Annotated in this window: 30 protein-coding genes; 15 read left to right on the top strand and 15 right to left on the bottom strand. The window is 68.4% G+C overall.

What is annotated here, in order from left to right; translation table 11 throughout:
• Positions 1 to 48 precede the first annotated feature (48 nt).
• The 3 genes from IO39_RS39895 to IO39_RS39885 all read right to left on the bottom strand — a co-directional run bounded on the left by IO39_RS39895 (position 49) and on the right by IO39_RS39885 (position 1,946).
• The gene (locus tag IO39_RS39895; RefSeq protein ID WP_052423975.1) at positions 49 to 336 is read right to left on the bottom strand and encodes a hypothetical protein; all 288 of its coding nucleotides are present in this window, start codon (positions 334 to 336) and stop codon (positions 49 to 51) included.
• 108 nt (positions 337 to 444) lie between these two features.
• A complete protein-coding gene (locus tag IO39_RS39890) occupies positions 445 to 678 on the bottom strand; it encodes a hypothetical protein (RefSeq protein WP_043635470.1) in 234 nt (77 codons plus the stop codon).
• A 62-nt stretch (positions 679 to 740) separates the two neighbouring features.
• Positions 741 to 1,946, bottom strand: coding sequence for a helix-turn-helix domain-containing protein (locus IO39_RS39885; RefSeq protein ID WP_043635467.1), 1,206 nt, complete (start codon positions 1,944 to 1,946; stop codon positions 741 to 743).
• A 639-nt stretch (positions 1,947 to 2,585) separates the two neighbouring features.
• On the opposite strand from IO39_RS39885, the gene IO39_RS39880 reads away from it, so the two are divergent.
• Positions 2,586 to 3,185, top strand: a complete 600-nt coding sequence (locus tag IO39_RS39880; protein ID WP_157549589.1) for a hypothetical protein — start codon at positions 2,586 to 2,588, stop codon at positions 3,183 to 3,185.
• A gap of 244 nt (positions 3,186 to 3,429) precedes the next feature.
• Here the strand turns inward: IO39_RS39880 and IO39_RS55350 are convergent, their stop codons facing one another.
• The 3 genes from IO39_RS55350 to ilvE form a co-directional block, all read right to left on the bottom strand.
• Positions 3,430 to 3,606: a restriction endonuclease subunit S domain-containing protein gene (locus tag IO39_RS55350; protein ID WP_157549587.1), complete on the bottom strand. Its 177-nt coding sequence runs from the start codon at positions 3,604 to 3,606 to the stop codon at positions 3,430 to 3,432.
• 638 nt (positions 3,607 to 4,244) lie between these two features.
• Positions 4,245 to 4,613, bottom strand: a complete 369-nt coding sequence (locus IO39_RS39875; RefSeq protein WP_052423973.1) for a cupin domain-containing protein — start codon at positions 4,611 to 4,613, stop codon at positions 4,245 to 4,247.
• A gap of 308 nt (positions 4,614 to 4,921) precedes the next feature.
• Complete coding sequence (gene ilvE, locus IO39_RS39870) at positions 4,922 to 5,860, bottom strand: branched-chain-amino-acid transaminase (RefSeq protein WP_043635461.1); 939 nt, start codon at positions 5,858 to 5,860, stop codon at positions 4,922 to 4,924.
• A gap of 72 nt (positions 5,861 to 5,932) precedes the next feature.
• Between ilvE and IO39_RS39865 the strand changes: the two genes are divergently transcribed.
• From IO39_RS39865 to IO39_RS39850, 4 genes are all read left to right on the top strand, one after another.
• On the top strand, positions 5,933 to 6,949 hold the full coding sequence (locus IO39_RS39865; protein ID WP_052423972.1) for a LysR family transcriptional regulator: 1,017 nt from the start codon (positions 5,933 to 5,935) through the stop codon (positions 6,947 to 6,949).
• A gap of 49 nt (positions 6,950 to 6,998) precedes the next feature.
• The gene (locus tag IO39_RS39860; protein ID WP_043635460.1) at positions 6,999 to 7,628 is read left to right on the top strand and encodes a LysE family translocator; all 630 of its coding nucleotides are present in this window, start codon (positions 6,999 to 7,001) and stop codon (positions 7,626 to 7,628) included.
• A 125-nt stretch (positions 7,629 to 7,753) separates the two neighbouring features.
• A complete protein-coding gene (locus tag IO39_RS39855) occupies positions 7,754 to 9,148 on the top strand; it encodes a cytochrome b (protein WP_169789201.1) in 1,395 nt (464 codons plus the stop codon).
• 73 nt (positions 9,149 to 9,221) lie between these two features.
• The gene (locus tag IO39_RS39850; RefSeq protein ID WP_043635456.1) at positions 9,222 to 9,653 is read left to right on the top strand and encodes a DUF6968 family protein; all 432 of its coding nucleotides are present in this window, start codon (positions 9,222 to 9,224) and stop codon (positions 9,651 to 9,653) included.
• A 70-nt stretch (positions 9,654 to 9,723) separates the two neighbouring features.
• On the opposite strand, the gene IO39_RS39845 is transcribed toward IO39_RS39850, so the two are convergent.
• Both IO39_RS39845 and sigJ read right to left on the bottom strand, forming a co-directional pair.
• Positions 9,724 to 10,872, bottom strand: a complete 1,149-nt coding sequence (locus tag IO39_RS39845) for an NAD(P)/FAD-dependent oxidoreductase (protein WP_043635453.1) — start codon at positions 10,870 to 10,872, stop codon at positions 9,724 to 9,726.
• Positions 10,873 to 10,941: 69 nt separating this feature from the next.
• A complete protein-coding gene (gene sigJ, locus IO39_RS39840) occupies positions 10,942 to 11,826 on the bottom strand; it encodes an RNA polymerase sigma factor SigJ (RefSeq protein ID WP_043635450.1) in 885 nt (294 codons plus the stop codon).
• Between the two features lie 173 nt (positions 11,827 to 11,999).
• On the opposite strand from sigJ, the gene prcB reads away from it, so the two are divergent.
• A complete protein-coding gene (prcB, locus tag IO39_RS39835) occupies positions 12,000 to 12,848 on the top strand; it encodes a proteasome subunit beta (RefSeq protein WP_052423970.1) in 849 nt (282 codons plus the stop codon).
• 76 nt (positions 12,849 to 12,924) lie between these two features.
• Here prcB and IO39_RS39830 read toward each other — a convergent pair whose 3' ends face one another.
• Positions 12,925 to 13,434, bottom strand: coding sequence for a MarR family winged helix-turn-helix transcriptional regulator (locus IO39_RS39830; RefSeq protein WP_084774315.1), 510 nt, complete (start codon positions 13,432 to 13,434; stop codon positions 12,925 to 12,927).
• Between the two features lie 108 nt (positions 13,435 to 13,542).
• On the opposite strand from IO39_RS39830, the gene IO39_RS39825 reads away from it, so the two are divergent.
• The 4 genes from IO39_RS39825 to IO39_RS39810 all read left to right on the top strand — a co-directional run bounded on the left by IO39_RS39825 (position 13,543) and on the right by IO39_RS39810 (position 15,485).
• Positions 13,543 to 13,899, top strand: coding sequence for a DMT family transporter (locus IO39_RS39825; RefSeq protein WP_043635443.1), 357 nt, complete (start codon positions 13,543 to 13,545; stop codon positions 13,897 to 13,899).
• A gap of 161 nt (positions 13,900 to 14,060) precedes the next feature.
• Complete coding sequence (locus IO39_RS39820; protein ID WP_043635441.1) at positions 14,061 to 14,381, top strand: DMT family transporter; 321 nt, start codon at positions 14,061 to 14,063, stop codon at positions 14,379 to 14,381.
• A 7-nt stretch (positions 14,382 to 14,388) separates the two neighbouring features.
• On the top strand, positions 14,389 to 14,880 hold the full coding sequence (locus IO39_RS39815) for a nucleoside deaminase (RefSeq protein WP_052423969.1): 492 nt from the start codon (positions 14,389 to 14,391) through the stop codon (positions 14,878 to 14,880).
• Positions 14,877 to 15,485 carry a DsbA family oxidoreductase gene (locus IO39_RS39810; RefSeq protein ID WP_043635440.1) on the top strand — a complete coding sequence of 203 codons (609 nt, stop codon included), beginning with the start codon at positions 14,877 to 14,879 and terminating at the stop codon, positions 15,483 to 15,485. Before IO39_RS39815 ends, IO39_RS39810 begins: the two co-directional genes overlap by 4 nt.
• Positions 15,486 to 15,487: 2 nt before the next feature.
• Here the strand turns inward: IO39_RS39810 and IO39_RS39805 are convergent, their stop codons facing one another.
• Complete coding sequence (locus tag IO39_RS39805; protein WP_043635438.1) at positions 15,488 to 16,225, bottom strand: class I SAM-dependent methyltransferase; 738 nt, start codon at positions 16,223 to 16,225, stop codon at positions 15,488 to 15,490.
• Positions 16,226 to 16,365: 140 nt separating this feature from the next.
• Here IO39_RS39805 and IO39_RS39800 point away from each other — a divergent pair, with 140 nt between their 5' ends.
• The 3 genes from IO39_RS39800 (at position 16,366) to IO39_RS39795 (ending at position 18,109) form a co-directional block, all read left to right on the top strand.
• A complete protein-coding gene (locus IO39_RS39800; RefSeq protein ID WP_052423968.1) occupies positions 16,366 to 16,863 on the top strand; it encodes a GNAT family N-acetyltransferase in 498 nt (165 codons plus the stop codon).
• Positions 16,864 to 16,956: 93 nt separating this feature from the next.
• Positions 16,957 to 17,145: a site-2 protease family protein gene (locus IO39_RS59500; RefSeq protein WP_342671474.1), complete on the top strand. Its 189-nt coding sequence runs from the start codon at positions 16,957 to 16,959 to the stop codon at positions 17,143 to 17,145.
• Between the two features lie 49 nt (positions 17,146 to 17,194).
• Positions 17,195 to 18,109 (top strand): site-2 protease family protein, encoded by a 915-nt coding sequence (locus IO39_RS39795; RefSeq protein WP_342671473.1) that lies wholly within the window; start codon positions 17,195 to 17,197, stop codon positions 18,107 to 18,109.
• A 694-nt stretch (positions 18,110 to 18,803) separates the two neighbouring features.
• Here the strand turns inward: IO39_RS39795 and IO39_RS39790 are convergent.
• Positions 18,804 to 19,871 (bottom strand): hypothetical protein, encoded by a 1,068-nt coding sequence (locus IO39_RS39790; RefSeq protein WP_043635435.1) that lies wholly within the window; start codon positions 19,869 to 19,871, stop codon positions 18,804 to 18,806.
• Complete coding sequence (locus IO39_RS55345) at positions 19,868 to 20,842, bottom strand: hypothetical protein (RefSeq protein WP_157549586.1); 975 nt, start codon at positions 20,840 to 20,842, stop codon at positions 19,868 to 19,870. Before IO39_RS55345 ends, IO39_RS39790 begins: the two co-directional genes overlap by 4 nt.
• 448 nt (positions 20,843 to 21,290) lie before the next feature.
• Here IO39_RS55345 and IO39_RS39780 point away from each other — a divergent pair, with 448 nt between their 5' ends.
• On the top strand, positions 21,291 to 21,905 hold the full coding sequence (locus tag IO39_RS39780; protein ID WP_157549584.1) for a hypothetical protein: 615 nt from the start codon (positions 21,291 to 21,293) through the stop codon (positions 21,903 to 21,905).
• A gap of 240 nt (positions 21,906 to 22,145) precedes the next feature.
• Here the strand turns inward: IO39_RS39780 and IO39_RS39775 are convergent, their stop codons facing one another.
• Complete coding sequence (locus tag IO39_RS39775; RefSeq protein WP_245642549.1) at positions 22,146 to 22,718, bottom strand: TetR/AcrR family transcriptional regulator; 573 nt, start codon at positions 22,716 to 22,718, stop codon at positions 22,146 to 22,148.
• Positions 22,719 to 22,871: 153 nt separating this feature from the next.
• On the opposite strand from IO39_RS39775, the gene IO39_RS39770 reads away from it, so the two are divergent.
• Complete coding sequence (locus IO39_RS39770; protein WP_043635426.1) at positions 22,872 to 23,447, top strand: membrane protein; 576 nt, start codon at positions 22,872 to 22,874, stop codon at positions 23,445 to 23,447.
• Between the two features lie 209 nt (positions 23,448 to 23,656).
• Here IO39_RS39770 and IO39_RS39765 read toward each other — a convergent pair whose 3' ends face one another.
• Both IO39_RS39765 and IO39_RS39760 read right to left on the bottom strand, forming a co-directional pair.
• Positions 23,657 to 24,220 (bottom strand): hypothetical protein, encoded by a 564-nt coding sequence (locus IO39_RS39765; protein ID WP_157549582.1) that lies wholly within the window; start codon positions 24,218 to 24,220, stop codon positions 23,657 to 23,659.
• 23 nt (positions 24,221 to 24,243) lie between these two features.
• Complete coding sequence (locus IO39_RS39760; RefSeq protein WP_157549580.1) at positions 24,244 to 26,322, bottom strand: hypothetical protein; 2,079 nt, start codon at positions 26,320 to 26,322, stop codon at positions 24,244 to 24,246.
• Positions 26,323 to 26,688 lie beyond the last annotated feature (366 nt).

Genomic DNA, 26,688 nt, shown 5'->3' with positions numbered 1-26,688 from the left:
CTACGATAAGCCGCACCGGGTGTGCGGACGGCGCAGTCCGAGGTGTCCTCACCTCGCCTTGCCGTCGATGAGCTGTCGCCACAGCGTCTCGGCCGCGCTGACGTTGATGCGCGGGCTGTCGGCGACGGCCCAGGGAACGACGGACCGGTCGTAGCGCCGGATGAACCCCTGCCCGCCGGCCCGGCAGTCCTCGAAGACCACGGGCAGGCATTCGCAGGTGTAATCGCGGATGCGCGCTCGATCCGGGTGCCGCAGGACCGGCGTCCACCTCACGGGCACCGCGTCCGGATCAGGGGCGGCGGGGTGCGTACCGTGGTAGTCGAAGTCATCGTCCACAGAGACTCACCGTCCTTCGTGACGCGCGCTCCCCCGTGAGATGCCCTCGGCGGCGCATGCGGATGAGGCGATGGAGGTCGTGGTGGTCGAAGTGCGAGGGCGGGCGGCTCACGTACTCACCACCATCCGGGACTGTTCCTCCAGCATCGACACGAACGCCTGCGCGTCGTCCGCGCTCACCGTCTGGCACAGCCCCTTGTCGATGTCGGCGCCCCGAAGCCGGACGCCCCGCCGGGTCGCGTAGAAGACGCCCGCATCGCTGCGGAACAGCGACCAGTCCGGGAACGCCGCACGGAGGATGTCGACGTCATAGGGCTCGCGTGGAATCTGTCCAGGTGACATACGACGAACGTAGAAGGCTGAACGTAAGCGAGGAGATACGCTCTGTACCCCCCTCGCTCGCGTCAGAGCATCAGACCGATCTGGCCGGCGAGTTCCCGCGCCGGCGACCGCACGGGCGCCGGCCCCGTTTCATGCAGATCGAGGATCATCCTGCGCGCATAGCCGTTGTAGCGGACGGTTTCCGGCGCCGCCTGGTACGCGAGCTGCAGCGTCCCCAGCACCGCCATGTGGTCCCGCTGCAGCAAGTGGGCACGCGCCACCTCGACCAGATGGCGGGCACGCCTCGGTCGGGACGGAATGGGCACGGACTCGGCGTGATCGCTCTGCCGCGCCGACTCCCCGCCTTGACGAAGCTCGACAGCGACCGTGACCGCGTGCGGTTTCATGATGACCTGCGAGAACGACGTCCACGGCTGGTAGTAACCGACGGGCAGCCGCTCCGCGACCTGCGCCGCCTCGTCCCAGTGCCGCCACGCCTCGCCGATGTCGCCGGTCCGTGCCGCGGTGAACGCCAGCTCGAACGACAGCGCCCCCCACATGGCGAGCAGTTCCGTGCTCGGATCGTCCATGTACGGCTCGATGGCCGCCATCCCCTGTCTGTTGATCTCGTGGGCGGCGTCGAAGTCGGCGGCCTCACGGTGCGCCTGGGCCAGGAACCACACCGCGCACGACAGGGCCAGCGGATCCTCCGACTCCCGCGCGGCGATCAACGCCCGATCAGCCACCCGCCACAACAGGTCAGAGGCAGGCTGATAGGCCACGAACATCTGCGTCAAGCCGTAAACCTCCGCCAGGAGCGCCTGCGCCGCCCGCCGCTGCTCCCCCCGGCACAACCCCGCGGCGAGCTGGGCATCGCGAATCAGATCCGGCAACAGCTCTCCGAGCGCGGTGCGGTGATCGGGAGAGGCATGCCTGACCCGCCACGCGGCATCGAGCCGCGCCCGCAGCGTCGTGAGCGGCTGCACGGTGCCACTCGGTTGGATCGGTACGGCGTTCACCGCCTCCCGCACTGCGCTCAGCGCCGGATGGCCGGAACCGGTGAACATCCGAACCGGCAAGGACTGATCACCGGTCAGCTCACGCAGGTCACGAACGCGTAGAGCCTCGGCGAGCTGCAGCAGGATCGGCAGCCGGGGATTCTGCTGACGGCGACCATGCTCAACCGCCTTCAGCCAGCTCTCGGACTTCCCGACCAGGCCGGCCAGCACCTCACGAGTCATCCCCCGACGCTCACGCAGATACTGAATACGCTGGCCAATGGTGCGCACTGATGCGCCAGGAGCGCTTGCCTGGTCGTCCACAGCCCGCCTCTCGGAAGGTGACGTCTCCAGGCTACGACGCAGCCCTTCAACCTGCCAGTAAAGCGCTGACCTGCATGTCCCGAAGTAGGACACCCGCGACAAGCCAGCCAGCGGCCGACTTGCGCGGCCGCTGGATGAGACCTTTCTCTACGTCTTCAAGGGCAGCCCGCCTGGGGCGGCCTGCCAAGCGTCGGGCGGTCGCTGGCCGCGCTGCGGCTCTCCGGCCGGTCGCGGCCAGCACCGCCCATGCGCACATGCCGGCAGGCGCGTAGGCAGATAAATTGTCGGACCTGGGTTCTATGCTGCATCGCGTATCTGTCAATCTGACTTGGCGCAGGGCAAGGCTCATGGGCAAAGATCACATTCAATCGGCTGTCCAAAAAGCGCTCTTTTATCTCAGTCGCAATCAGTGCTACGCCCCTGACCGTCCAAGGCCGGCCTTGCAGATTATCGACGACTCTCCTTCCGTGTTTGCTGATATCGCGCATATCTGCGCCGAGGAAAAGGGAGGAGCTCGGTACGACCCGCATATGCCACGGCCGGGTACCTGCATAAAGAATCTCTGAAGCAGGCCGGCCAGCCGCGAAACTATGCGAGGATATGGTCATGCCCCAGCAGGTAATCAACCACTACGAACGACTGTTGGACGAGCACGTATGGATGCAGACTGGATTCCACTGGACGGTGGTTCGGACCGGTGCCCTGCCTCCATCCATAGAGGAGATCGGCGCGAGGCTGTCGCGATCAGCCGAAGCCGGTATCGAGGAAGAGGTCGACGTCGCGTCAGGCACAGACCTTTTCATTCCCAGATCGGTGGTGTCAGTGGACAGGCAGAAGGAAGGATATTTCCTCTTCCAAAACCACGACGGCGGGGTCGATGAGCCCCCTGTCCTGCGGGAGCTCAGTGAGGAGGGCGAACGAGTATGGAGCATTACATCCATACTCTATAAGCATCAACTTACATATGCCGTCGACGGCGAGATCCGATTGATGTGGTGGCAAATCCCGCACGGCGACCGGCCGATCGCGGACGACCCCGTGGATGAAGACCTTTCATTCGTTCTGGATGTATGCAAGGAAGCTAACATCCGCTTCGGTCTTGCCGCGCTTATGGCCGCGGTCGACATCGGCAGCGGCGTGCGCATGGATATTAACTGGCCGCACGCACCGAGACCGGCCGTCATCATCGACGATCCCATCTGGTAACGGTCACTGTGGTCGGTAACCGGTCCCTGCGCCGCGGTCAAGACCGCCAGGCACAGGGCCATCGCTGCGGCGAACGCGCCGCCGCTCACCAGCGCCGATTCGGCGAGCTCCGCTCCGGTCTGGCTCTTCAGTATGCCCGCGACCAGGGCGATCATCAGGGAGAAGAGCCCGGCGACGGCCAGACACAGGGACCGGGCGGCACCCGGGCCGGCAGGAGGTTGCGTGTCCATGTGGAGTTTCCTTCCTAAAGATGGGTTCGTGCCGCGTCGAGCGTGAGCGCGCCGCTCATGAGGCCCTCGGTCAGCAGGGTGCGGGCGTCCGTGGCATCCGTGACCAACTGCCGGTGGAGTGAGATCTGCAGATTGAGGTCGTGGAGCAGAGCGGCGACGCGCCGCTGTACAGCCATCGGGGGCAGCACCACCGGTAGTTCCCCGAACGAGCGGCGCTGATGGAGGGCGCTCCCGCCGAGACCGAGCGGTTGCGCACCCAGTCGAGTGCGTACGGCTGCGACAAGCAGCCCAGCAGGTAGGGCGGATCGAAGACCTCCGACCGGCGCGCACGCAGGCGAAAACATGTTGTGGTGCGGCCGCCAGCCCTGCTGCCCGTCGCGCACCAGCGCGCTGCTCCATTGCGCGAGCTGGCGGCCTTGCGCCCTCCTGCGTGCCCCGGCACCGGCTGACGCGTTACATCGACGGACGTGGTGCTCTCGCATGCGGGATGGGGACATGCGCGGGATGATCTTAAGTAGTCCACGCGGCGCGGAGGACCTTTGCACAGCTCACAGCATCCGAACAGGCTGAGTAGCCTCCGCTCTCCTAAAGCGGGTGCCGCAAGTTTGTACCTGGTCCGGGGCGCGGCAATTGTGGAGCTCTAACCATCCGACCTGCCGTTTCTCACGAGCGCTCCTGGGTCAATCAGGGTGGCTGGTTCGGTGTACCAGATGATCGGTGCCAGCGGCTGGGCGTTGCGGATGCGGTTCCGGGTGGCCGGGTCGGTGGCGTCCGATCGGTTCTCGTCCGCGTCATGGGGAAGGTCCGCGATCGGAGCGGGGAGCGGGGTTCAGCGGTCCGAGGGCCAGTGGGGTGTGGTTGGGGGTGCCTGATCGAGGGTGGCCCAGTCGTCTCGGGGTGGGGCGAAGGCCTCCACCACGACGGCGCCTTCCGGACCCGCCTGGACCTCGTGGGGGACGTTCGCGAGGATGCGCCAGGTGCCGCCGGGGCCGAGGTCGCGGGTTTCCTGGCCGACGCGGAAGGTGAGCGTGCCCTGGAGGCACAGGCCGAGCTGCTCGTTGGCGTGGCGGTGTTCGGGGACCAGGCCGCCCGGCGGGAGCTCGACGACGGCCAGGGTGAGCTGCTCGCCCTGAATGACGCGGGCCAGGACGTCTTTCCAGATGCGGGTGGGCGGGATGGCGTTCAGGGTGGTCAGCATCGTGCGGCTCCATAGATGGTTGTGGTCCGTTCGAGGTGGCCGAGGCAGGTCCGTAAAGGTGCGGTCGTTCGAGGTGGCCGAGGCAGGTTCGTAGGAGGGTGCGGTCGTTCGGGGTGGTCGGCACCAGGCGCGTCCGTAGACGGTTGTGGTCCAGGCGGGATGGTCAGAACCAGACAGGTCTGTACACGGGTGCAGCCCAGTCAGGGTGATCAGGTCAGCACCAGACCGCTCCGTAGACAGGTGCGGTCGAGATGGTCAGCGCCGGACAGGTCCATTCACGGGTGCGGGGCCCTTCAGGGTGGGCAGTGTCAGGCTGCTGCGTACACGGGGGTGGTCCAGGCGGGGTGGTCAGGGGTTTCGCGGTGGCTGATTGCCTGCAGCAGGTGCTGGACGGCGAGTGTGGCCTCCCCCGGCCGTCCGTCGCCGACGCGCCGGCAGTCCACCTCCACGATCGGGGCGACCAGCACGGCCGTGCCGCACAGCAGGGCCTCGTCGCAGGCGTAGAGTTCCGAGCGGTGCACGCGCCGCTCCTCCACCACGGCCCCGGTGAGCTCGTGCAGGAGGTGCATGACCTGCCCGCGCGTGATGCCGGCGAGGATGTCGTCCGTGGCGGGCGGGGTGGCCCAGCGGTCGCCGGTTCTGATCAGGATGTTCGAGGTGGTCGCCTCGGCCACGTAGCCGTCGCCGGTCAGCAGGATGGCCTCGTCGAAGCCGTTGCGTACCGCCTCCGTTTTGGCCAGGGCGGGGCCGACGTAGCCGCCGATCACCTTGGCGCGGTTGGGCAGCGCGGCGTCGGCGGTTCTGCGCCAGGCGCTCACCATGCAGCGCACGCCGCGCCGGTCGATGTAGTCGCCCGGCATGGGCGTGGCGGCCAGGTACAGGCGGGCGCCGGAGTCGTGCATCCGGACGGCCAGTTGCTCGCCGGCCTGCAGCAGGAGAGGGCGTACGTACGCGTCGGCGCGCACGCCGTTGCGGCGCAGCAGCTCGGCGGTGAGGCGGGCCAGGTGCTCCGGATCGTACGGCAGCTCCAGCCCGAGGATGCGGGCCGAGCGGGCCATCCGCTCGTAGTGGGCCCGCGCCTCCAGCAGGTAGAGCTCCTGGTGATCCGGGTTCCAGCAGGCCCTGATGCCTTCGAAGGTGCCCGTGCCGTACGAGACCGCGTTGGCCAGGACGCTGAGCCTGGACTCCTGCTCCGGCACGAACGCGCTTTCGGCGTAGACCTCGGCGTAAGGGGTTCCGAATCGCATGCCGCCAGGATGAGCGCCCTCGTCCGTTAAGCACAATCGACAGCTTCTTAACGAAGGGTTTAGCGTCTTCGTATGCTGGACCTGGCCAGGCTCCGCGTGCTGCGGGAGGTGGCCCGCCACGGGTCGCTGACCCGGGCCGCCGCCGCGCTGTCGTACACCACCTCGGCGCTCTCGCAGCAGATCTCCGTGCTGGAGAGGGAGGCCGGGGCGCGGCTGTTCGAACGGCACGCCCGGGGCGTGCGGCTGACCGAGGCCGGCCGGGCGCTGCTCGACCACACCGAGCGGATCCTGACGGAGCTGCGCGCCGCCGAGAGCACGCTGGCCGCGATCTGCGCCGGGGAGGGCGGGCGGTTGCGGTTCGGGTCGTACACGACGGCCAACGCCACGCTCATGCCCATGGCCGTGCGCTCCTTCCTGCGCGAGCGGCCGGGCGTCTCGGTGGAGCTGGTCGAGGCCGACCGCGACGAGGCGGTGGCCGCCGTCGCCGCGCACGAGCTGGACCTGGCGCTGGTGTACGAGTTCCCCGCCGTGCCCCTGGTGCGCCCCGCGAACGTCGAGGTGCGCCCGCTGCTCGTCGATCCGCTGCACATCGCGCTGCCGCCGGGGCACCGGCTGGCCGGGCGGGCCCGGGTCCGGCTGGCCGAGCTGGCCGGGGAGCGGTGGATCCAGGGGGTGCACCGGGGGTCCACGGTCGACGTCCTGCCCCAGGCGTGCCGGCAGGCGGGGTTCGAGCCGGTGATCGCGTTCAGGACCGACGACCAGATGACGGTCAGAGGGCTGGTCGCGGCGGGGCTGGGGGTGGCGCTCGCGCCCTTCCTCACCCTTCCCGCGACCGCTCCCGACCTCGTCGTACGCCCGCTCAGCGAGCCGGCGCTGACCAGGACCGTGATGACCGCCACGCCGGCCCAGGCGCACCGGCTGCCCGCCGCCACCGCGATGATCGAGCACCTGCGCGCGGTGGCCGCGGAGCTCCGGGCCGGCGGCGGGCGCGGACGGCGGCGGGCCTGGACGGGCACAGGGCCTGGACGGCGGCGGGTCTGGACGGCGGCGGGTCTGGACGGGCACCGGGGCGTCCGCTTGACTGAGTGAACGCGGCCACCGATCAGGCCGACGGCGGCCGTGACGGCTGGGGGTGCCGATGACGAGCGAGCTGGTCGCGTTCGCGGTCGCGTCCCTGCTGGTCTCCATGGCGCCGGGGCCCACCACCGTGGTCATCCTGCGCCAGTCGATCCGCTCCGGGCGGGCCGCCGGGGCGGTGACGGTCCTGGGCAACGAGACGGGCTGGTTGTTGTGGTGCCTGGCCGCGGCCCTCGGGCTCTCCGCGCTGCTGCTGGCCTCGCAACTGGCCTTCGACGTCATGCGGATCGCCGGCGCCGTGGTGCTGGTCTGGATCGGCGCCAGGACGCTCTGGCAGGCCCGCTCCACGGCCGGTCCTTCCGGAGAAGTCCCTGCCGTGCCGGGCGGGGCTTCCCTGTGGGGCTGCTACCGGATGGGGCTGCTGACCAATCTGGCGAACCCGAAGGCCGGCGTGTTCGCGCTCTCCTTCCTGCCCCAGTTCGTGCCGGACGGGGCGCCGCCGCTGCCGACGTTGCTGCTGCTCGCGCTGGGGTCGGCGGTCATCGACCTGGTGTGGTACCTGGGGATCGTCCGCCTGGTCTGGGCGGCCCGGCGGCTTCTCGCGAGAGCGGCGGTGCGGCGGTGGCTGGAGTACGTCTCGGGCACCGTGCTCATCGGGTTGGCCGTGCGCCTGGCTCTGACGAGCAGGTAGTGAAGGGCCTCTCCCGCGCGGGCCCGCCCCCGTAGTGACGCGTTTCACGGTCGGGAAAGCCCTCGCCGATGTCACACCCGCCGGCCCGTACGCGTCTTGAGTTCAGAAAGGTTAGGGGGCCTCAGATGCGTACCTTGCCGGCCATACGCCGCTCGTTCCAGTTCTCCCACTGGTCGTTCATGTTCGCCGAGATCGCCGTCTGGTCGTTCGTCGTCCTGCTGGTGACCGGGGCGATGCTCATGCTGTTCTACGACCCCGGCATGGCGCAGGTGACCTACGACGGGTCCTACGGCCCGCTGCGGGGGCTTCTCGTCAGCGAGGCGTACGACTCGACCATGCGCCTGAGCCTGGAGGTGCGCGGCGGGCTGCTCATCCGCCAGATGCACCACTGGGCGGCGCTCATCTTCGTCGCGGCCGTCGTGCTGCAGCTGCTGCGCATGTTCCTCACCGGCGCGTTCCGCCGCCCGCGCACCCGGCAGTGGCTGATCTGGGTGGCGCTGCTGGCACTGGGCATGTTCGCGGGCGAGACCGGCAACGCCCTGCCCGACGACATGCTGTCGGGCGGGAGCCTGTGGCTGATCCTGTCGGTGGTGCAGTCCATCCCGGTGGTGGGCGCGTGGCTGACGTCGCTGCTGTTCGGCTCGGGCTTTCCCGGTGACACGATCATTCCGGTCCTGTACGCCGGGCACCTGCTGCTCTCGGCCGTCGTGGCCGTGCTGCTGATCGGGCGCGAGCTGCTGGTGCGGCGGAACGATCACTCGCGGTTCGTCGCCTCGCTGCCGACGCGGCGGCGGGCCCGGCCGCTGATGGCGGGCGCGACGATCGGCACGCTGATCATCCTCGGGTTCGGCTTCCAGATCGCCCCGATCTGGCTGTACGGCCCGGCCAAGCCGACGCAGATCTCGGCGGGCTCGGTGCCCGACTGGTACATGGGCTTCCTCGACGGCGCCCTGCGGATCATGCCCGGGTGGGAGCTCACCCTCGGGGACTACACGCTCAGCCTCGCGGTCCTCGTGCCCACGGTGGTGGTGCCCGGGGTCTTCTTCACCGCGCTGGCCGCGTACCCGGTGGCCGAGCGCTTCGTGCTGGCGCGGCGCGGTCGCCGCGACGCGCTGGGCCGTCCCAGGAGCGCGCGCCGCACCGCCCGCGAGACCACCGCGCGCGAGCTGCTCGACCGGCCGCGCGACACGCCCGTGAAGACCGCCATCGCCGCCGCCGGCATCACGTTCTACGGCCTGCTGTGGGCGGCCGCGGCCAACGACCAGATCGCCCACCAGTTCCAGCTCACCGTCAACGCCGTGACGATCTTCTTCAGGTACGCCGTGGTCATCGCGCCCGTCGTCGCCTTCGTCGTCACCCGGTGGATCTGCCTGGCGCTCCAGCAGTCGGACCGCGAGGTGGCCGAGCACGGGGTGGAGACCGGGATCATCACCCGGTCGCCGGACGGCGGGTTCCACGAGCGGCTGGCGCCGCTGGGGCGGGAGCACGACGGCCGCCGGGAGCTGAGCCGGTCGTCATAGGTCCGCTCGGCGCCGGAGGACGGTGAGCGGCCGATCGCGCCTCCCTGACGGCCGCGGCCCGCAGACTGGAGGCATGGACATGACGGGTGAGATCGGCGAGGTCGTGGCCGAGCGGCGGCTGGAGGCCGTGGCGGCGGACGGGACGCGCACCCCGGTGACGGTCAGGTTCGGCCGGCCGCGCCCCGACGAGCTGAGCGAGCACGGCGACTGGCGCTGTCCCCACCGCATCCGGGGCCTGGGTGAGGAGGTCACCGGCGCGGCCTTCGGCGTCGACTCGCTGCAGGCCCTCCTGCTGAGCGTGTACAAGGCCCGGCTGGTGCTGGAGGAGCGGGCGCGGGCCGCCTCGGCCCGGCTGGAATGGCTGGGCCTGCCCGGCCTCGGGTTCACGGTGGACCCGCAGGCCGGGGTGGGCCTGCCCGGCCCCCAGTTCGCGGTGGACCCGCCGGCCACCCTGCCGGACGGCGGGCGGGTCCTCCCCGCGAGGGGCGCCCCGGGCGAGCAGTAGCACGCGAGGGTCCGGGTGACGGATGGCCGGGGAGCGCGGCCACGGCGCCGAGCTCCCGGTCGGCGCGGCGTCACGCGGTGGCGGCTGGCTCCTTCCGGGGGAAGAAGGGCAGTTCGAGGCGGACGTGGTCGGCGGCGGCGAGGATCCGCTCGGCGTCGTCGACCGGCGGGTGGATCCGCTGGTTGATGTGCTTCTTGATGCTCGCGCCGTCGGCTCCCGAGGCCATCACCTCACGGTCCCAGCCACGGGTGAAGATCGCGCCGGCGCCGCCCAGGTCGAGGCAGGTGACGTACGGGCCGGGGGTGAAGTCGCGCGGCGGCAGGCCGAGCAGGTCGGCGGCGGCGTTGTACCCGGCCACCTTGCCCAGCGGGGTGGCGTGCTGGCAGGCCTGCATGACCGTGTGCTCGGCGTCGAACGCCGCCGCGGCCGTGTCCCCGGCGGCGTACACCTCGGGGGTCGCGCGCAGCCACCGGTCCACCGGCAGCCGGCCGAGGTGGTCGAGCCGGCCGGAGATCTGCCGGGTCAGCTCGCTGGCCCGCATCCCCACGGTCCAGACCACCGCGTCCGCCTCGGCCTTGGTGCCGTCGGAGAGCGCGGCGTATCCGTCGCCGACCTCCGTCAGCGTGGTGCCGAGGCGGCGTTCAACGCCGAGCGCGTCCAGCGCCGCCTCGATCTCCGGGCGCGGGCCGGGGCCGAGCTGCTCGCCGACCGCCTCCGCCCGGTCCACCAGCAGCACCCGGCCCCTGGCGGCCAGCGCGGTCGCCGCTTCCAGGCCGGTGAACCCGGCGCCGACGACCACGGCGCGGAAGCCCTCCCGGCCGCGCAGGTGCTCGGTGAGCCGCCGGGCCCCTTCCAGGGTGTCGATGTCGAAGAGGCGATCGGCGCCGGGCAGGTCGCGCGGCCTGACAAGTTCGCTGCCCGTCGCCAGCACCAGCCGGTCGTAGCCGACCTCCGTGCCGCCGGCCACCACCACCCGGCGCGCGGTGTCGATCGTGCCCACCCGGGCGCGCAGGTGCTCGACGCCGATGGGCCCGAGGATCCTGCCCAGCTCGACCTTGGCCAGGTCCGGCTCCGGCTCGTACAGGCGGGGCCGCAGCACCAGGTGCTCGCCGGGCGCGATGAGCGTGATGCGCAGGTCCGCCTTCCCGCGGGCCAGCGCCGCTCCCGCCGCGCTCCACACGCCCGCGAAACCACCTCCGACGATCACAACGTGAGCCATCGTTCATTCCTCTCTCAGCCTCGCTCCCCGGGGGATCGGGGAGGTCGGCAGGGAGACAAGACGGCGGGGTCAGATGTGACCGGGGTGGGCGAGGTGGGCGAGCTTGTCGGGGTTGACCAGGCGCCTGAACACCGTGATCCGCCCGCCGGCGACCTCCACCGTGTCGAGCCAGACCAGCTCGCCGCCGTCGTAGGTGGCCAGCGCCGGAGCGCCGTTCACCTCGATGATCCGGACCGCCTCGGGGCGTCTGAGCTCGACCTGGCGGACCAGCAGCAGGGCGATCCGCTCCGCGCCCCGGAGCGGCCGGCGCGCGGCGGTCGCCTTGCCGCCGCCGTCGGCGACATAGACGGCCTCGGAGTCGAGCAGCGCGACGAGCCCGGCGATGTCCCCCGCGCCGGCCGCCGCCTTGAACGCCCTGAGCACGCGCTCGGTCTCGGCCCTGGACGCGCGGGGCCGCTCCCCCGCCGTCCGCGAGCTCGCCACCCGCGCCCGCGCGCGTGAGGCGAGCTTGCGGACCGCGACCGGCGTGCTGTTCAGCACCTCGGCGATCCGGGCGAACGGGAGCCCGAAGACGTCGTGCAGCACCAGCGCCACCCGCTCGGCGGGGCTCAGCCGCTCCATGACGACGAGCATCGCGGTGCCGACCGACTCGTCGATGAGCACCTCGGCGGCGGCGTCGGGCCCGGTCAGCAGCGGCTCGGGCAGCCAGGGCCCGACGTAGGACTCGCGCCGCACCCGCGCCGACTTCAGCACGTTGTACGACGTGCGGGCCGCCACGGTGACCAGCCAGGCCCGCAGGTCCCGCACCCCGGACAGGTCGGCCGCCGAGGCCGACAGCCAGACCTCCTGCGTCACGTCCTCCGCCTCGGCCACCGTGCCGAGGATCCGGTAGGCGGCGCCGAAGACCGCGGCACGATGCGCCTCCCAGTCGGCCTCCGCCAGTGAACCGGTCACGCGCGCCCCCGGTCTCTCCCTCGATCGACGATCGGCCACCGATCCTACGACCCCGCCCCGCTCGCCGTGCCGGCGGCCGCTGCCGGTCCTCGCGAACTGATCGGGGAAGTGCGCGCGGCGGCCCGGCATGCGTAGGCTCGCCCCAGGATCACCGGCCCATTGGAGGGAATCACGTGGCATCGCACAGGGATCTGCCCGCCGGCTTGGAGAAGCACCTCTTCCAGAACACCGGGAATTCCTCGTTCACGGAGTTCGTCAGCTCGTACGCGCCTGACGTGCTGCCACGGCGTGACACGGTGCTGGCCACCCCGATCGGCGACCAGGTTCCGCACGCCACGACGATCGTGGCCGCCACCTTCGCCGGGGGCGTGATCATGGCGGGCGACCGGCGGGCGACGTCGGGCAACGTCATTTCCCAGCGTGACATGCAGAAGGTGTTCCGGGCCGACGACTACTCGGCCGTGGGCATCGCGGGCACGGCCAGCATGGGCATCGAGATGGCCCGGCTGTACCGGGTGGAGCTGGAGCACTACGAGAAGATGGAGGGCCGCGCGCTGTCGGTGGCGGGCAAGGCCAACCGGCTGGCCACCATGATCCGTGGCAATCTCGCGATGGCGATGCAGGGGCTGATGGTGGTGCCGCTGTTCGCCGCGTACGACCCGGACCGGGACGAAGGGCGCATCTTCAGCTACGACGTGGCGGGCGGGCCGTACGAGCGGGAGAGGTTCGACGCGATCGGGTCGGGCTCGATCTTCGCACGCGGGTCGCTGAAGAAGCTCTACCGCGACGGCGCGTCGGCCGACGACATGGCGATGACGCTGATCCAGGCGCTCTACGACGCGGCCGACGACGACTCGGCGACCGGCGGGCCCGACGTGACCAGGAAGATCTGGCCCATTCTGGCGGTGGTCGACGCCGACGGCTTCCGCCGGCTGACCGATCAGGAGGTGGCCGGCCACGTGGAGCAGATGCTCGCCGCCCGCCGGATCACGCCCGACGGCCCCATCGCCCCGCTGCGTTGACAGGACCGCTGCCCGGGTCCGCGCTCTCGCGCGCGGACCCGGGCGGCGGTGACGGTCCCCTCCCGGTCGGGGCGGCTTACGCGTCACCGGCGGTCGCGGCGCCGAGCGCCGTCAGCGCGGCGGCCAGTTGCGGGTCGGTCTGTCCCGCTTCCTTCAGCGCGGCCCGCAGGGTCTCCTCATAGGTACGGCTCGCCTCGGCGTGCCTGGCCCGGCCGGTCTCGGTGATGACCGTGTAGACGCCGCGCTTGTCGTCCGGGCACAGGTCGCGGTAGGCGAAGTCGGCCGCGTTCAGCCGTGCCACCAGGCGGGTCACCGAGCTCTGGTTGAGCCCGACCTTGTCGGCCAGCTCCTGCATGCGCAGCTCGCTGGTGGGTGAGGCGGCGAGATGGCCGAGCGCGCGGAACTCCGACAGGCCGATGCCGTGCCTGCGCTGCAGCGCGGTGGCGAGTTTGCCCTCCACGTGGGAGTGCAGCAGGAGGATGCGCTGCCAGGTGGCGGCGACATCAGCGGCGGGAACGTCAGTGGCGGCGGCGCTGTCGGTGGCGGCGCTGTCGGTGGCGGGCGGCGCGGATGCGGTACGGGCCATGGGAACCTCTTCGTTCTCGGAACCGGCTTGACAGAAGAATACATGTACATGCAACATCTGTCTTGTCGCCGCAGACATTTGCACGTACATACATATAGGAGTGTTCCCATGGCCTGGATCTACCTGCTCATCGCAGCCGTCTTCGAAGTCGTCTTCGCCCTGGCCACCAACGCCACCGAAGGGTTCACCCGGCTGGGGCCCTCGCTGCTCACGGCCGCCGCCGCGGGCGCCGGGATCTTCTTCCTCAGCCTGGCGCTGAAGACCCTGGACGTCGGCGTCGGCTACACCATCTGGACCGGCATCGGCTCGGTCGGCACCGTCGTCCTCGGCACCCTGATCTTCGACGAGGAGATGACCCTCTGGAAGGCCCTGGCCTTCGTCCTGATCATCGGCGGCGTGCTGGGCCTCAAGATCGCCGACCGGCTGACGACCGCCAAGCCCTCGACCGAGCCGTCGACGGCCTGACGACCGCCACCTCGCCCCCAGGGCCGTCCACCACCTGCCGGCCACCTCGTCCCTGGGCCGTCCACCACCTGCCGGCCACCTCGTCCCTGGGCCCTCCACCACCTGGCGGCCATCGACCCGTCCCCCGCCTGACTCACCTCTCAACCTCAAGGAGCTTCATCATGGCCTGGATCTACCTGTCCATCGCGATCGTCTTCGAGATCGGCTTCGCCCTCGGCACCAACGCCACCAAGGGCTTCACCCGCCTGTGGCCGTCGGTCTTCACCCTGCTGTCGGCCGCCGGCGGCATCTTCACCCTCAGCCTGGCCCTCAAGACCCTCGACGTCGGCGTCGGCTACACCATCTGGACCGGCGTCGGCTCCATCGGCACGGTCATCCTCGGCGCCCTCATCTACAAGGAGAAGATCACCCCGGCCAAGGTCGTCTCCTTCGCCGCGATCATCGGCGGCGTCGCCCTGCTCAAGATCGCCGCCGGGATCTGACCCCGCCATGACGAACCACGCCGAGCCCGCCTGGCTCACCGACCGCCTGACCCGGACCGTCGCCCTGGCCACCGCCGAGGTCGAAGCCGGCGGCATCCCGTTCGCCGGCCTCGTCACCGACGCCCGCGGAACCGTGCTCGGAACGGGGGTGAACCGGGTCCGGGCCCACCGCGACCCCACCGCCCACGCCGAGATCGTCGCCCTGCGCGCGGCGGCCCGCGACCACGGCCCCCACGCCCTCGCCGGAGCCACCCTGCTCGCCTCGGGCGAGCCCTGCCCGCTGTGCTACGTGACCGCCCTGTGGTCCGGCATCGGCCGGATCGTCTTCGCCGCCGACCGGCACGCCGCCGCGGCCGCCGGATTCGACTACGCCTCCTCGTACGACCTGTTCGCCGTCCCCGTCGAACGGTGGCGGCTGTCCCCGCTGCACCTGCCCGTCGACAGCGCCCAGGAGCCGTTCGACGCCTGGCTCACCCGCCTGAACAGGAGCATCGCATGACCGTGCACATCAAGGTCTGGTCCGACTATGTCTGCCCCTTCTGCCTGCTGGCCAAGCAGCCGCTCGCCGAGGCCACCGCCGGCCGCGACGTCACCGTCGAATGGATGCCGTTCGAGCTGCGGCCCGAGCCCACCCCCACACTCCGCCCGGAAGGCGACTACCTGCGCGGCACCTGGTCACGCGTGGTCTACCCGATGGCCGCCCGCATGGGCGTCACCATCCGCCTGCCGGACGTCTCACCCCAGCCGTACACCCGCCTGGCCTTCGAGGGCTACCAGTTCGCCAAGCGGCACGACCTCGCCGACGCCTACCAGGACCGCCTGCTGCGCGCCTTCTTCGAGGACGGGCTCGACATCGGCGACCTGGACGTCCTGGAGCGGCTCGCCGCCGAACTCGGCCTCCCCGCCGCCGACTACCGGGCCGCGCTCGAAAGCGGCCGGCACGCCCAGGACCACCGGGCGGCGCTGGCCGAGGCCGCGGCCCACCGCATCCAGGCCGTTCCCACGATCCTCGTCGAGGACGTCAGGATCGAGGGCATGCCCCGGCCGGACGCCCTGCGCGAGGTCATCGACCGGGCCGAGGCCGGGCAGGGCGACCGTGGATGAGCTCAGCCGGAGAGCGATTCGTGGTGGTTCGCCAGCCTCCACACCTGCAGCCCCTCCGGCCCGTCGTCCCGGACGAAGCCGGCCGTCCCCAGCTCGGCAGCCAGCCGCTCCGCGGGCGGCCAGTGGTTCTCGCTCACCACCTCGTCCTCGCTGAGCACGGCGCCACGGTGCTTGATCCGGTAGACGAAACGCGAGGTGACCGTCTCGCCGTCCGTGGCGAGCACCTGGGCGGCGATCTCGTACGCGTGCCGGCCCACCTCGTACGACGCCAGGACCTCCAGCTCCCCCGGCGCCGGCGCGGACCGCTCCCGCCAGTTGAACACCAGCCGCCCGCCCGGTTCGAGCTGCCCCGCCAGCACCCGCCACAGCGCGGCCCGCTCCCCCGCCGGGAAGCTCTGCAACACCGAGATCATCACGATCAGCTCGACCGGCTCGTCCACCCGTACGTCCAGCGCCCCGCAGGGCAGCACGGTCACGCGCCGCCGCAGGGCCGGGTCGGCGGCCAGCCGGGAGAGCAGCACGGAGCGCATGCCGAGCGAGGGTTCGAGCGCGTAGATCTCGCCCGGCGTCTCGCGGGCGATCAGGTCGGTGATCAGCCCGGTGCCCGCGCCGATCTCCAGCACGCCGCGCTCGATCCCCTTCAGCACGGCGGGCAGCGACTCGCGCACGCCAGGCACGTGGCCGTCGAGGTGGAAAAGGTCATAGAACGGCACGGCGGCGGAGTAACTGTCCCGATGCATGATCCTCATCGTAGGCGCACCGGGCCGGACACCGGGCACCGCGAAACCCGTTGGACACGGCCACGAGCGCTCCGCGATCATCTGTCCCTGTGACAGACACCTCCGGACACCCGTCCTCGGCCCCTGCCGGATCGAAGTCGGTGCGATTGGCCGAGCTGACCGGCCCCGCCATGACCGCCCTGCTCGACGACGACCTGGCCCGGGCCAGCGAGGAGATGGGGGTGCGGCTCACGGACTACTTCCTCACCGATCGGGCGAAGTGGGTCTGGCGGTACCGGCTCAATCAGCTGGCCTCCGACCCGGGCAGCGCGGGGTGGCTCACCCGAGCCGTGGTGGCCGAGCCCGAGGGCGTCGTGGTGGGATATGCCGGCTTCCACGGCCCGCCGGACGAGTCGGGCATGGTGGAGATGGGCTATTCGGTGGCTCCCGCCCACCGCCGCCAGGGATACGCCCGGGCGATGCTGACCGCGCTGCTGCGCCGGGCCGCGGCCGAGCCCCGGGTCAGGACCGCGCGGGTGACGATCAGCCCCGACAACACCGCGTCCCTGGCCACGATCGCCGGATTCGGCTTCGTCGAGGTCGGAGAGCAGTGGGACGAGGTGGACGGCCGCGAGCTCATCTTCGAAGTGCCCGTCTGAACGAGCGGCACGACGGAGGCTGATCATCCAGCTCTGCGCACCGACTAGTCTGAGGCCGTTCGGCCCCGTGTCCTTCTGCTCTGGAGCATCCCGATGAACTGGCTCTACGTCGCAGGGATCATCGTCTTCCTGCTGGGGCTGATGGCATCCATCGCGCTGCACGAGCTCGGCCACCTGGTGCCCGCGAAGCTCTTCGGCGTCAAGGTGACCCAGTACATGGTCGGATTCGGCCCGACCGCCTGGTCCCGGCGCAGGGGCGAGACCGAGTACGGCGTCAAGTGACGAGGACCGCGTCTTCTACCGCAAGAAGTGGTGGCAGAAGGTCATCATCATGGCCGGCGGCCCGGCGATGAACTTCGTGCTCGCGTTCGTCTTCTTCGGCATCCTGCTGGTCGGCATCGGCCTGCCCACCGAGGCCCCGATCGTCGCACCCGACACTCAGACGTGCGTGATCCCCAGCTCCGAGCAGCGCACCGACTGCCGTCCCGGCGACCGGCCCACCCCGGCCGCGCAGGCGGGCCTCAAGCCGGGCGACCGCCTGGTCTCCTTCGACGGCGCCGCGATCGGCTCCTGGGACGACGCCCTGCGCCTGGTCCGCTCCCACGGTCCCGGCCCGGTCGAGCTCGGCGTCGTCCGCGACGGCCGGGCGATGACGTTCGACGTCACGCTCATCGGCCAGGACCGGCCCGGACTCGACGACCCCGAGAAGATCGACAGGAACGCCGGCTACCTCGGCGTGCGCCCGGCCATGGTGCGCGAGCGGCAGAGCGTCGGCCAGGTGGCCGGCTACATGGGTGAGCTGACGGCCAGAGTGGCGGGTTCGTTCCTCAACCTGCCGGAGAAGATGGCCGGCGTCTGGCACGCGGCCTTCTCCGGCGAGGAACGCGACCCGGAGGGCCCGGTGGGCGTGGTCGGCGCGGGCCGCCTGGGCGGCGAGATCCTCGCCTCCGACCTGCCGGACCAGGAGAAGCTCGCCACCTTCGTCAGCCTGCTGGGCGGCTTCAACCTGGCGATCGGCCTGTTCAACCTGATCCCGCTGCTGCCGCTCGACGGCGGGCACATCGCGGGCGGGCTGTGGGAGGGTCTCAAGCGGGCCTACGCCAAGGTCATGCGGCGGCCGAAGCCCGCATACGTGGACATCGCGAAGGTGCTGCCCCTGACGTACGCGATGGCGCTGGCGATGATGGTCATGGCGGGCCTGCTGATCTACGCCGACCTAGTCAACCCCCTCACCCTCCCCAACTGACACCACGACCACCGACGCCTGCCGCTCCCTGTCGTAGAGGTGCCTCCACTCCCAGGGCCAGAGCGCCTGCTGATCTCCTGGTCTTCATGGAACGGAGAGGCTAACTTTGGGTAATCATTCAGCTTCTTCGAGTATCGGATGGTCATGAAGCGTCCCCTGGTGATCCGTTGGCAAGCATTCATGCAGCGGCGAATCCGGCATGCCCACACCGCCCCGGACCGGGGCGCGTCAGCAGGGGAATGGGTGATCATTACCGCCATCATCGCCGGGGTGGCGTTCGGCCTGGCGACTTGCGCAGGTTCAGCCGGTTCATGATCGGTTGAAGCTCGTCAGGCGCAAGGGCGTTCACAGCCTTGCTCACCTCCGTGAGAGGGCCTTCTCTCTGACCCTCGAAGGCGATTCGCTCCTTACCCTCCGCGGCGACGCCCTCCAGGACGTGCAGGGCATGTCCAAGCCCTGCACGTGTCCGAGGGTCCGCTGAGACATGCCCTCTGGTCCTTGTCCTCCTCAGTGCCACCGGTGAATCGGTCACCTTGAGTGGTGGCCCTGTGAAAAGTCGAGGTGCTGAGTCAGCTACCGCACACCGCCCTGATGCCGCATCTCAGTCTGCTCAAAGGCGGACACAGCAGGGCGCTCAGTTCCTCCGCCACCATGCCCGCACCACTGATTCGTTACAATCTGGCGCTGGTATCCCCTATAACGAGGAACTCGCCAAGGGCGAAGCTTGTAGAGCAGCCTGAAGTTCAGGGTCAGTGAAGGATAGTGCAGCATCGAAGCGATGCTGGAGGTTGCTGACTAGACGGGCGATCGTATTACCACAGCCGCCGCTCCTGAGGTAGACGCGCATCCATTGCTCGCCGATGTCGAAGGAGAGCTGCTCGCCTACATGCAGGTCAACGGCTTCCACTTCAGCCTCGTCGCCGGAAACCTTGGCAATCCCCCACAGCCGGAACGGGTCACGAGAAGAGAACAGCTCATCGATGAACACCTCGAGATCCGGTATCGATCGAGAGAACCGGATACCGATCGGCCCGCCCGTGAGCCGTGCGCCGGCGTCCGGATCGTCCTCGTTGACATGACGCCAGCAAATGGACTTCTGTTCTGCCAGCGTCACCAGGCTTCGATATCGATCGACGATGTTCTGCACGAACTGGAAATGCAACTCAAGCGAGTCTCCGGACACGGCAAAACGCCCTCTTCGATTCACGCCTTCCCGAATTATCCCGTATATATCGTCTTCGACCACGACCTCGACGGCATCGTAAGCCGCAGCCGCCCGCAGACCCTCTTGGTGCAGAAATCTGTCCAGGAGTACAGCACCCTGCCCCGAAGCCTGCAGTTTGAGGTCGTCGAATTCTGATGATGTCCCACCCAGCAGCTTCGTGCCCTCGAACTTGGTCCGAGTCTTGCGTCTCTGCGCCCCCGGCCAAGGATCACGCAAGTGCTCGGAAGGCAGCCACAACCAGTCGAGATCACGGCGGTTGCTGACCTGCTTGTTCAGGTATGACCCAGCCGCATCTGTTGGCATATCAGTATGGAAGCTCCAGAACCGTTCATCGAGCTGATCCACCCAGAAGACACCTTCAGCCGTACTGAGCTTGAACAGATACGCATCATCGGTGGCAGTAAGGCTCTTCACGTCAGAGAAACCAGCGAGAAGGGCAGCCGGCTCGCCCTTTGGGTGCGCTTCCAAAACAAAAGTCTTCGTCGGCGAACTCGCATTCATAGCGAGGAACTCAGCCATCTGTGCACGGGCGGTCATGGAGTCTCCTCAGCTTGCTCTTCGCGACTGTTGCGCGCCCCTTCGTCCGCCTTGTCCAGCTCTTCCAGAAGGTTCATCTGGCCCTCTATGATAACCGACCTTCTACGACTACGTCTCGACTGACCTGGGCGAACGAGGGCCTGGTAGCCCTGAGTACGCCCTCGAGGGTCGTTGGCCTCCGGGGTTTTCAGCAACGTCACCCAGCCATCACGGTTGGGGGGAGGGCCGTGGTACTCGAACGTTGAGGCGTCCCGCTCGGCGATGCGCCTCGCCGCTTCACCCACCTTTCGCTTGAGGGCAGTCTGGGCTGGCCGGCTGAACAACGCGAAGTGTCGGATGGACTGCTCGGCCAGGGCCGCAAGACTGATCTCTGTCCGGCTTTGCGCCAAGGCTGCGACCAGAGCGGTCTGCACATACGGCTCGATGATCTCTACGCTGGATTCCGCGTCGAAAGGCACATGGCGCGAGGGAGATGCCATCAACTTCACTGGCGTTCTGAAGATGGAGCGCAATGGCTCCGGAAGTGCACTTCCTTCTAGCAGAATCTTATCATCGTGAACCGCCAGTATGGGGAACGGCACCCCGGCGGTCTCCAACCCTAGGCGTATGCGATCGACATGTGCACCAAGGCAGGCATAGATCACATCGAGTGTAGGTGGCACCCGACGGTATAGATCAATGTAGGCGTTGCGAACAACATCAGCGGGATCAAGCGCGGCATACCTGACACACTGTGCGTCTTCTACGTTTCCCCCACACTTAGCCTCAATCGCCAAGACGTGACCGGTGTCTCCGTTTGCCAAGACCACGTCCACGACTACCGAGCTTCCCGACTTCCCCACGGGCACCTCGAGACCCGCCACACGATAACCCTGATCTGCAAGAACGGCGGGGTTGATACCGTCCGGCGTCGCAAGGCTGATCACTGCGTTGATCGGTATGAGCCGACTCTCCACCAAGTCCTCTCCCATGTGACGCCGGGTGCGAGAGAGACAATACGCGCAACTGCCAACTTTGTCCCTACCTAGATCGTCTCATAACTCGTCGACGTTTCACGCCCACAGGTCATGACCCACCCACTTGCTGTTCATCTGCGCTTTGGACATGTAGGCGTCAGCCCTGCAAGCGAAGCGCCACCTACACCCGGGCGTCTCATGTTTGCGAGCGCCAGCCGCCTCATGAACGAGTCACCAAACTAATTTCGGACAGTCTGCCACGAAAGGCGACAAAAACCCGAAAGGGTTACTTGTGCGAGAGGGAGCCGCCCGCAGTTGCCGCCTGAACGTCAGGATTGATCCGGGGATCGTCGTCCAGCCCGTACAGCGCGGCTTGACAGAATCACAGGCTCCTGGAGATTGTCAGGAAGATCTTTTGGGCTTTTCCTGACCGGGCGTCTGGGGAGCCCTCAGACTGAGGGCCGTGACGAAGGATCTCACGGATGTGCGGGACCGTCTGGTCCCTCTCCGCAGGCTCCATCAGGTGGCGGCGCTGCTCAACATGCCGCACCTGGACGAGACCGCCACCCACCACGACGCTCCGCCGGCCGGGCGGCGGGCGGCGTTGTACGCCGGGATCGCCGACTGGGCTCGGCTGTCGGCGCAGGCGGCCGAACAACTCGGTGAGTTCGACTCGCCCGAGGTCGCGGACCGATTCGCGTACCTCATCGAATACTGCGACCAGCACTCCAGAGGCTGGCACCGGGCGCCCGGCGAGCACTCCGACGGCACCGCCCTGGGCGACACGGCCGAGACGGTCGCCGAGACCGTGCTTCCTCACTACATCACCCACCTTGCCGAGCACCGCGACACCTACCAGCTGTGGTTGGTGGAGTCGCTGTCACTGCGGGCGAGCGTGTGGCACGTGGACAGCGCGGAGGCGCACCGCCGGAGCCGTCTTCCCAACCGGCCCTCATCGGCGTGCACCTACGCAGAGGCCGGGGTCCCTCCTCACGCCGTCGAGATCCGCACACCCAGCCAGGTCCACCGGATCCTGAACCTCCACACCGACGCGGTGGTCAACGGCCGGGGTTCGTAGACGGCCGGCCCCTGCGCGTGCGGCGGGAGGTGGTGGTGGTGGAGCGTCCTGGCGGTCTGGTGAAGGTGTTGAGGGTGTCCCACACCGGCGTGATCGCGCCGCCAGGACGCTGATGCGCAGCTGCCAGTAGCTCTCGTCGCTGCTCGGCTGCGGCTCCGGCAACGGCTGCGGCTCCGGAGGCTTGAGCAGGTTTCTTTGGCGGGGCGGACGGGGCGAGCGATGCCGGCGGAGGCGGGTCGCTCAGCTTCGCGGCGGGTTGCCGGCGCGGATGACGGCCTGGCTGCTGCGGAGGAATGAGGCGGCGACGGTTGCCGGCTGGTCGAGGTATCCGGCGACCATGGCTCCGTCGCGGATCAGCATGAGGTCGTCGGCGACCTCCACGGGGTTCGGGATGCCGAGTGGAGCGATGAGCTGCTCGAACGTCGCCTTGTTCCAGCGGCGATGCGCGTCGACGGCCCTGCGGATCGGGCTGTCCGGGTCAGGATATTCGGCGGCCGCGTTGATGAAGGGGCAACCGCGGAAGCCGGGCGCGCAGGCAAGAGCCCCGATCGCCTCGGAGATCACGCGCAGGGTGGCGTCGACGTCACCGTCGCCCTGCTTCATCGCTCCGCCGATGCCGTCCCGCTCCAGCGCGGCGCGGCGTTCGAGGTATGCGACGACCAGCTCGTCCTTGCTCTTGAAGTGCCGATAGAACGTCACCTTCGTCGTGCCGGCCAGGTCGATGACCTTGTCGACGCTCACCGCACGCAGCCCGTGCGCGTAGAACAGCTCGCTCGCCGCTTCGAGGAGTCGCTCGCGCATGGGGCTGGTCATGCCCGAGATCATACGCGTCCTTCCTCATCGCCCCTTGCGCCGGACCTCACCGCCGGGCTAACGTCAACGCCGGTAGAGTTACTAGTCATTCTACCTATCTGGCCTGCGGAGTCCGTCCCGCGAGAGCCGTACTGCGAGATGAGAAGGACGAGAATGAACGCCCCCTCCGACACCGGCGCCGACGCCGCCCCGAACGCCCGTCCCGCCGCTGCGGCGTTGCGGAATCTCTATGTGATGCGATTCGGGTTCGCCCTCGTCTGGGCGGTCCTGCTGTTCCTGACCGGGCCGGCCACCGGTCCGGTGAGCGTGGTCCTGCTCGTGATCTATCCGCTGTTCGACGTCACCGCGGCCGTCATCGACCTGCGCTCCTCCGGAGCCGCGCGCCCCGCCGCGGCCCTGTACGTGAACCTGACCCTCAGCCTGCTCGCCGCCATCGGCCTGGCCGCCACGGCCGCCACGGGCGTGCCCGCGGTGCTGCGCGTCTGGGGCGCCTGGGCCATCACCGCCGGAATCGTGCAGCTCATCGTGGCCGTCAGCCGCCGCACGCTCGGCGGTCAGTGGCCGATGATCCTCAGCGGAGCGATCTCCACGATCGCCGGGACGACGTTCATCCTCCAGGCCGGTACGCCGGCCGCGGCGCTGACCAGCCTCGCCGGGTACGCGACCGCCGGCGGCGTCTTCTTTCTCATCTCCGCCCTCCGCCTCCACCGCACGGCGAAGCGCTCCTGACCCCCGCCCCGCTGCCGGGAGGCCGCCCCCTCGATCACCGGCGTCCCCGTAGCTCAGCATTCCCGCGACAAACCAAGGGTGACGCGACAGAACATCACCCGAAGCTCCTCGTGAGGACAGTGATCAGTCCACTTACCAGGAACTACTTCACATGGTCCCCCGAACGCCGGCATCGCGAGCGTGCGCGCCGGACCGTGCGCCAGGGCGGGTCACTCAGTGGACGGCGGGCCGCCGGGTTCGCAGGTGAACATCTCGGCGAACCGCCGCTGAGCTATCTCCATGAGCTGAACCAGGTCGTGGTCCTGGTCCCGTGCCGGATTTCGTTTGACGGTGATGGCGATGAGCGAGTCGTTGGAACCACAGCGGAACCAGGCTTCCACCGTCCGGTACGGATTGGCGCGGATCTCGAAGTCGGCGATCAACCCTCTGCCCAGCTTCTCGGGAAGCTCGGCCGGGTTGCTCTCCTTCGCCCACTCGAGATAACGATCGATGGTTTTCCGAGAGCGTGTGACGTCGTAGCTCGTGATGAAGAGGCTCTGCTCTTCGTTCGAGATGACGCAGTCGTGCCCGACGGGATCGCGTTTGTCGTCACCAACCCTGTACGAGCCGGTGTAGCCAGTGAGGTCGGCCACCGCCGCCTGGGGAATGAAATAGCAAAGGTAGGGGGGCCGGTCGGCCACGGAACCACGCTCGGGCCGGGCAGGATCGGGCAGCGGATCGGCCACGGGCTTGTCCGGCGTGCATGCGGCGATCACCATCACGGCAACGGCCACGCGGAGCCAGCCTGGCAGCCTGCTCATTTGACCGCGGCTTTGAGGTTGTCGCGGAATTCCTCGCCCCCTACCGAGGCGCTCTCCTGCGCCTCCGTGAAATCGGCCGGCATCGTAGTGTTGTCGGCCATCCAACGGAGGAAGCTCTCGTACTCCGCTTCGGTCATGTCACGAGGATCTTTCACCCGCGGCGGGTCTCCGATCACGAAGCTTCTCTTGAGATCCTCGCGATCATAAGCGCCATGAGCCACCGTGGAAGATGCGAGCATCTGCTTCACCAACTCCTGGGCGGCGATGTCGTTCGTTGCCGCCTCACTGAATGCCTTGGATGCTTTCTTGCCGGCATGGCCGCTGTTCTTTGCGAGCCAGTCGCCGGCCTGCTTGTAACCGCCCTGGACGAAGCTCTCATAAATGGTTCCGGCCGCTTTTACCCCGAGCTTTCCGACCCTTTCAGCGAAAGGAACCGGAACGAGACCGATGCCGTTCTCGATCAGTTTCCGCAACTCCTCATCGGCGGCATCTGCCTCCTTGCCCCGGCTGACGAGCGCTATCCTGCGCGCCTCCAGCAGATGCCCCATCGCTTTGGAGTTGAGCGCGATGACATTATCCAGCTTCTTTCCGTTCCCCGTGGCCATCGCTTCATCGATCTTGCCCCGCATGTCCGCGATCTCGCCGCGGAGCAGGGCTTCGTAGCCCTGATCGTCGATGGCCACGTCCAGCATGACGAGATCGAGGTCGGTCGGATTGAAACGCGCGGTGGTCTTTCCTTCGACATCTCCCGTCGGCTCGCCTGCTGCTCGCTTCGGGGCGATGAAGTAAGAGAACACGATGTCGTCGGAGTGCTCGGCCATGATTCGGCCCATGTTGTCACGAATGCCGGAGAGCCGGTCGAACTCCGATGGATTCTTGATCGTGACATCTCCCGTGTCACTGACCGAAATCCCCGCCTTGATCTGGTCCGCGAGTATCTGACCGGCCCACACCGCCAACCGCTTGGAATCAGCATCCGCTTCTTTCATGGCGGCTTCCATGGTGGCGCCCAGCGACTCGCCTCGATCCCCCATTTCCCACTGCGCGCGACGCTCACCCAGCAGGTATTTCATCAGGTCCTTGTCGTCGAGCAGGGCCTGGGCACGCTCTCTCGAGGTGCTCGCGATATTCATCAGCGCGGCGATCGGGTCGGCGGCGCCCACGACGGAGGATCCCTGGAACGGCCGGGTGTCGATGGGAGCGGGCAAGTTGTAGACGTCGGTGTCTTTGGGCAGGAAGCGTGTGCGGTGCGCTCTCAGATAGTCGCGATCCCAGCGAATCATGTCCTGGCCGACGGTTCTCATGAACCACTCGCTGTAAGCCTGGTCGGGTGCCGCCGCGAGGACCTGACCGAGTGACCAATAACCGGGGTTCGTCAGCCCGCCCATGTCGGGAGCCGGTATCTCCGCACGCCCCTGCCGCTTCAACTCCTCCGTGAATTTCCGGCCCACGTGCACCGTATTGTTCACGTTGGTGGCTGTGGCCAGCGCCCTGCTCAGCATGGACAGGACATCACGATTCTGGCGCCGGACACTCTCCGCCGAATCAGGATCGGCATCGAGCGTCTTGCGCACCCGCGTGCCCATGATGGCGGGGATCTCAAGGAGGCCTCGCGGACCGAGTTGTTCGATGAGAGCCGTGGCGAATTGCGGGTCGGACAGCCGCCCCTCATAAGCAGCCAGATTCTCGCGCGCCCTTGCGTCGCCGCGTGCGGCGGCGGCGACCAGTGAGGCCACATGCCGGGCGTCGGCACGCACCTTGCCGGAGATCATTCTCGACTCGTCGATCCTGGTCATCCCAGGAGGGACGACTTTGCCGGGGAGCGGATTGCCGAAGACGTCCACATCGATCTTCTCGGCCTCGTACGCGAGGTCGCGCCGTCTGTAGAGGTCAGGCGCCTGCTCGGTCAGCCACTGCCCTGCCCGGCCGATCGCCACCACGCCGGGGTGCGTGAGCTCGACCTCGTTCAGAATCACCCGGAGTTGTGCAGCACATTCGGCCAGCCCTTTTCCTGCATTTTGCACGCTGGATCCAAGTTGGTGCATTTCTCTGGGGTCGATCGATGAGAAGGTCATTCGTCTCTTGGCCCCATCACAGTCAGAGTAGAGATTGTCTCGTTGAGATGTTCGATGATCCCGCGAAGCCCTCTCCACACCTCCGCACGCTGATGAGCCAGATCATCGGCGAATCTGTCGGCGGCCGGACCCGTCCATGTGCGTCCGCTCGACATTTGCAACAGCGGCCGATCCAGGGAATGCCAGTGCTGGTCCGATATCTCCTGTACGCGACGCAGTACGTCCAGCAACTCGGCACGAGTAGGCATGAGGACCTCCACCGAGGTGGTACGTGAGCCGTGCCCCGTCAGGCTCGGGTTCTTACTCCTTCACATTGCCACGCCACTGTTCCTCACGTCATGCTGTCGGATGAAAACGGTATTCCGG

The organism is Nonomuraea candida (assembly GCF_000725485.1).
GTDB classification, from domain to species: Bacteria; Actinomycetota; Actinomycetes; order Streptosporangiales; family Streptosporangiaceae; genus Nonomuraea; species Nonomuraea candida.
Note: the sequence above shows the minus strand (reverse complement) of the source record. Positions and strands in the feature narration are given on the sequence as shown.

Bases quoted from the DNA above. Each gene is read 5' to 3' on its own strand.
- IO39_RS39770 (WP_043635426.1), top strand. From the start codon at position 22,872: ATGAACGCCCCCTCCGACACCGGCGCCGACGCCGCCCCGAACGCCCGT.
- IO39_RS55345 (WP_157549586.1), bottom strand. From the start codon at position 20,842: ATGGGAGAGGACTTGGTGGAGAGTCGGCTCATACCGATCAACGCAGTG.
- IO39_RS39820 (WP_043635441.1), top strand. From the start codon at position 14,061: ATGGCCTGGATCTACCTGTCCATCGCGATCGTCTTCGAGATCGGCTTC.
- IO39_RS39890 (WP_043635470.1), bottom strand. From the start codon at position 678: ATGTCACCTGGACAGATTCCACGCGAGCCCTATGACGTCGACATCCTC.
- IO39_RS39860 (WP_043635460.1), top strand. From the start codon at position 6,999: ATGACGAGCGAGCTGGTCGCGTTCGCGGTCGCGTCCCTGCTGGTCTCC.
- ilvE (WP_043635461.1), bottom strand. From the start codon at position 5,860: ATGCGATTCGGAACCCCTTACGCCGAGGTCTACGCCGAAAGCGCGTTC.
- IO39_RS39790 (WP_043635435.1), bottom strand. From the start codon at position 19,871: ATGACCGCCCGTGCACAGATGGCTGAGTTCCTCGCTATGAATGCGAGT.
- IO39_RS39810 (WP_043635440.1), top strand. From the start codon at position 14,877: ATGACCGTGCACATCAAGGTCTGGTCCGACTATGTCTGCCCCTTCTGC.
- IO39_RS39805 (WP_043635438.1), bottom strand. From the start codon at position 16,225: ATGCATCGGGACAGTTACTCCGCCGCCGTGCCGTTCTATGACCTTTTC.
- IO39_RS39825 (WP_043635443.1), top strand. From the start codon at position 13,543: ATGGCCTGGATCTACCTGCTCATCGCAGCCGTCTTCGAAGTCGTCTTC.
- IO39_RS39855 (WP_169789201.1), top strand. From the start codon at position 7,754: ATGCGTACCTTGCCGGCCATACGCCGCTCGTTCCAGTTCTCCCACTGG.
- IO39_RS39760 (WP_157549580.1), bottom strand. From the start codon at position 26,322: ATGACCTTCTCATCGATCGACCCCAGAGAAATGCACCAACTTGGATCC.
- IO39_RS39830 (WP_084774315.1), bottom strand. From the start codon at position 13,434: ATGGCCCGTACCGCATCCGCGCCGCCCGCCACCGACAGCGCCGCCACC.
- IO39_RS59500 (WP_342671474.1), top strand. From the start codon at position 16,957: ATGAACTGGCTCTACGTCGCAGGGATCATCGTCTTCCTGCTGGGGCTG.
- IO39_RS39850 (WP_043635456.1), top strand. From the start codon at position 9,222: ATGGACATGACGGGTGAGATCGGCGAGGTCGTGGCCGAGCGGCGGCTG.
- IO39_RS39815 (WP_052423969.1), top strand. From the start codon at position 14,389: ATGACGAACCACGCCGAGCCCGCCTGGCTCACCGACCGCCTGACCCGG.
- IO39_RS39865 (WP_052423972.1), top strand. From the start codon at position 5,933: ATGCTGGACCTGGCCAGGCTCCGCGTGCTGCGGGAGGTGGCCCGCCAC.
- IO39_RS39795 (WP_342671473.1), top strand. From the start codon at position 17,195: ATGGCCGGCGGCCCGGCGATGAACTTCGTGCTCGCGTTCGTCTTCTTC.
- IO39_RS39845 (WP_043635453.1), bottom strand. From the start codon at position 10,872: ATGGCTCACGTTGTGATCGTCGGAGGTGGTTTCGCGGGCGTGTGGAGC.
- IO39_RS39875 (WP_052423973.1), bottom strand. From the start codon at position 4,613: ATGCTGACCACCCTGAACGCCATCCCGCCCACCCGCATCTGGAAAGAC.
- IO39_RS39775 (WP_245642549.1), bottom strand. From the start codon at position 22,718: ATGACCAGCCCCATGCGCGAGCGACTCCTCGAAGCGGCGAGCGAGCTG.
- IO39_RS39880 (WP_157549589.1), top strand. From the start codon at position 2,586: ATGCCCCAGCAGGTAATCAACCACTACGAACGACTGTTGGACGAGCAC.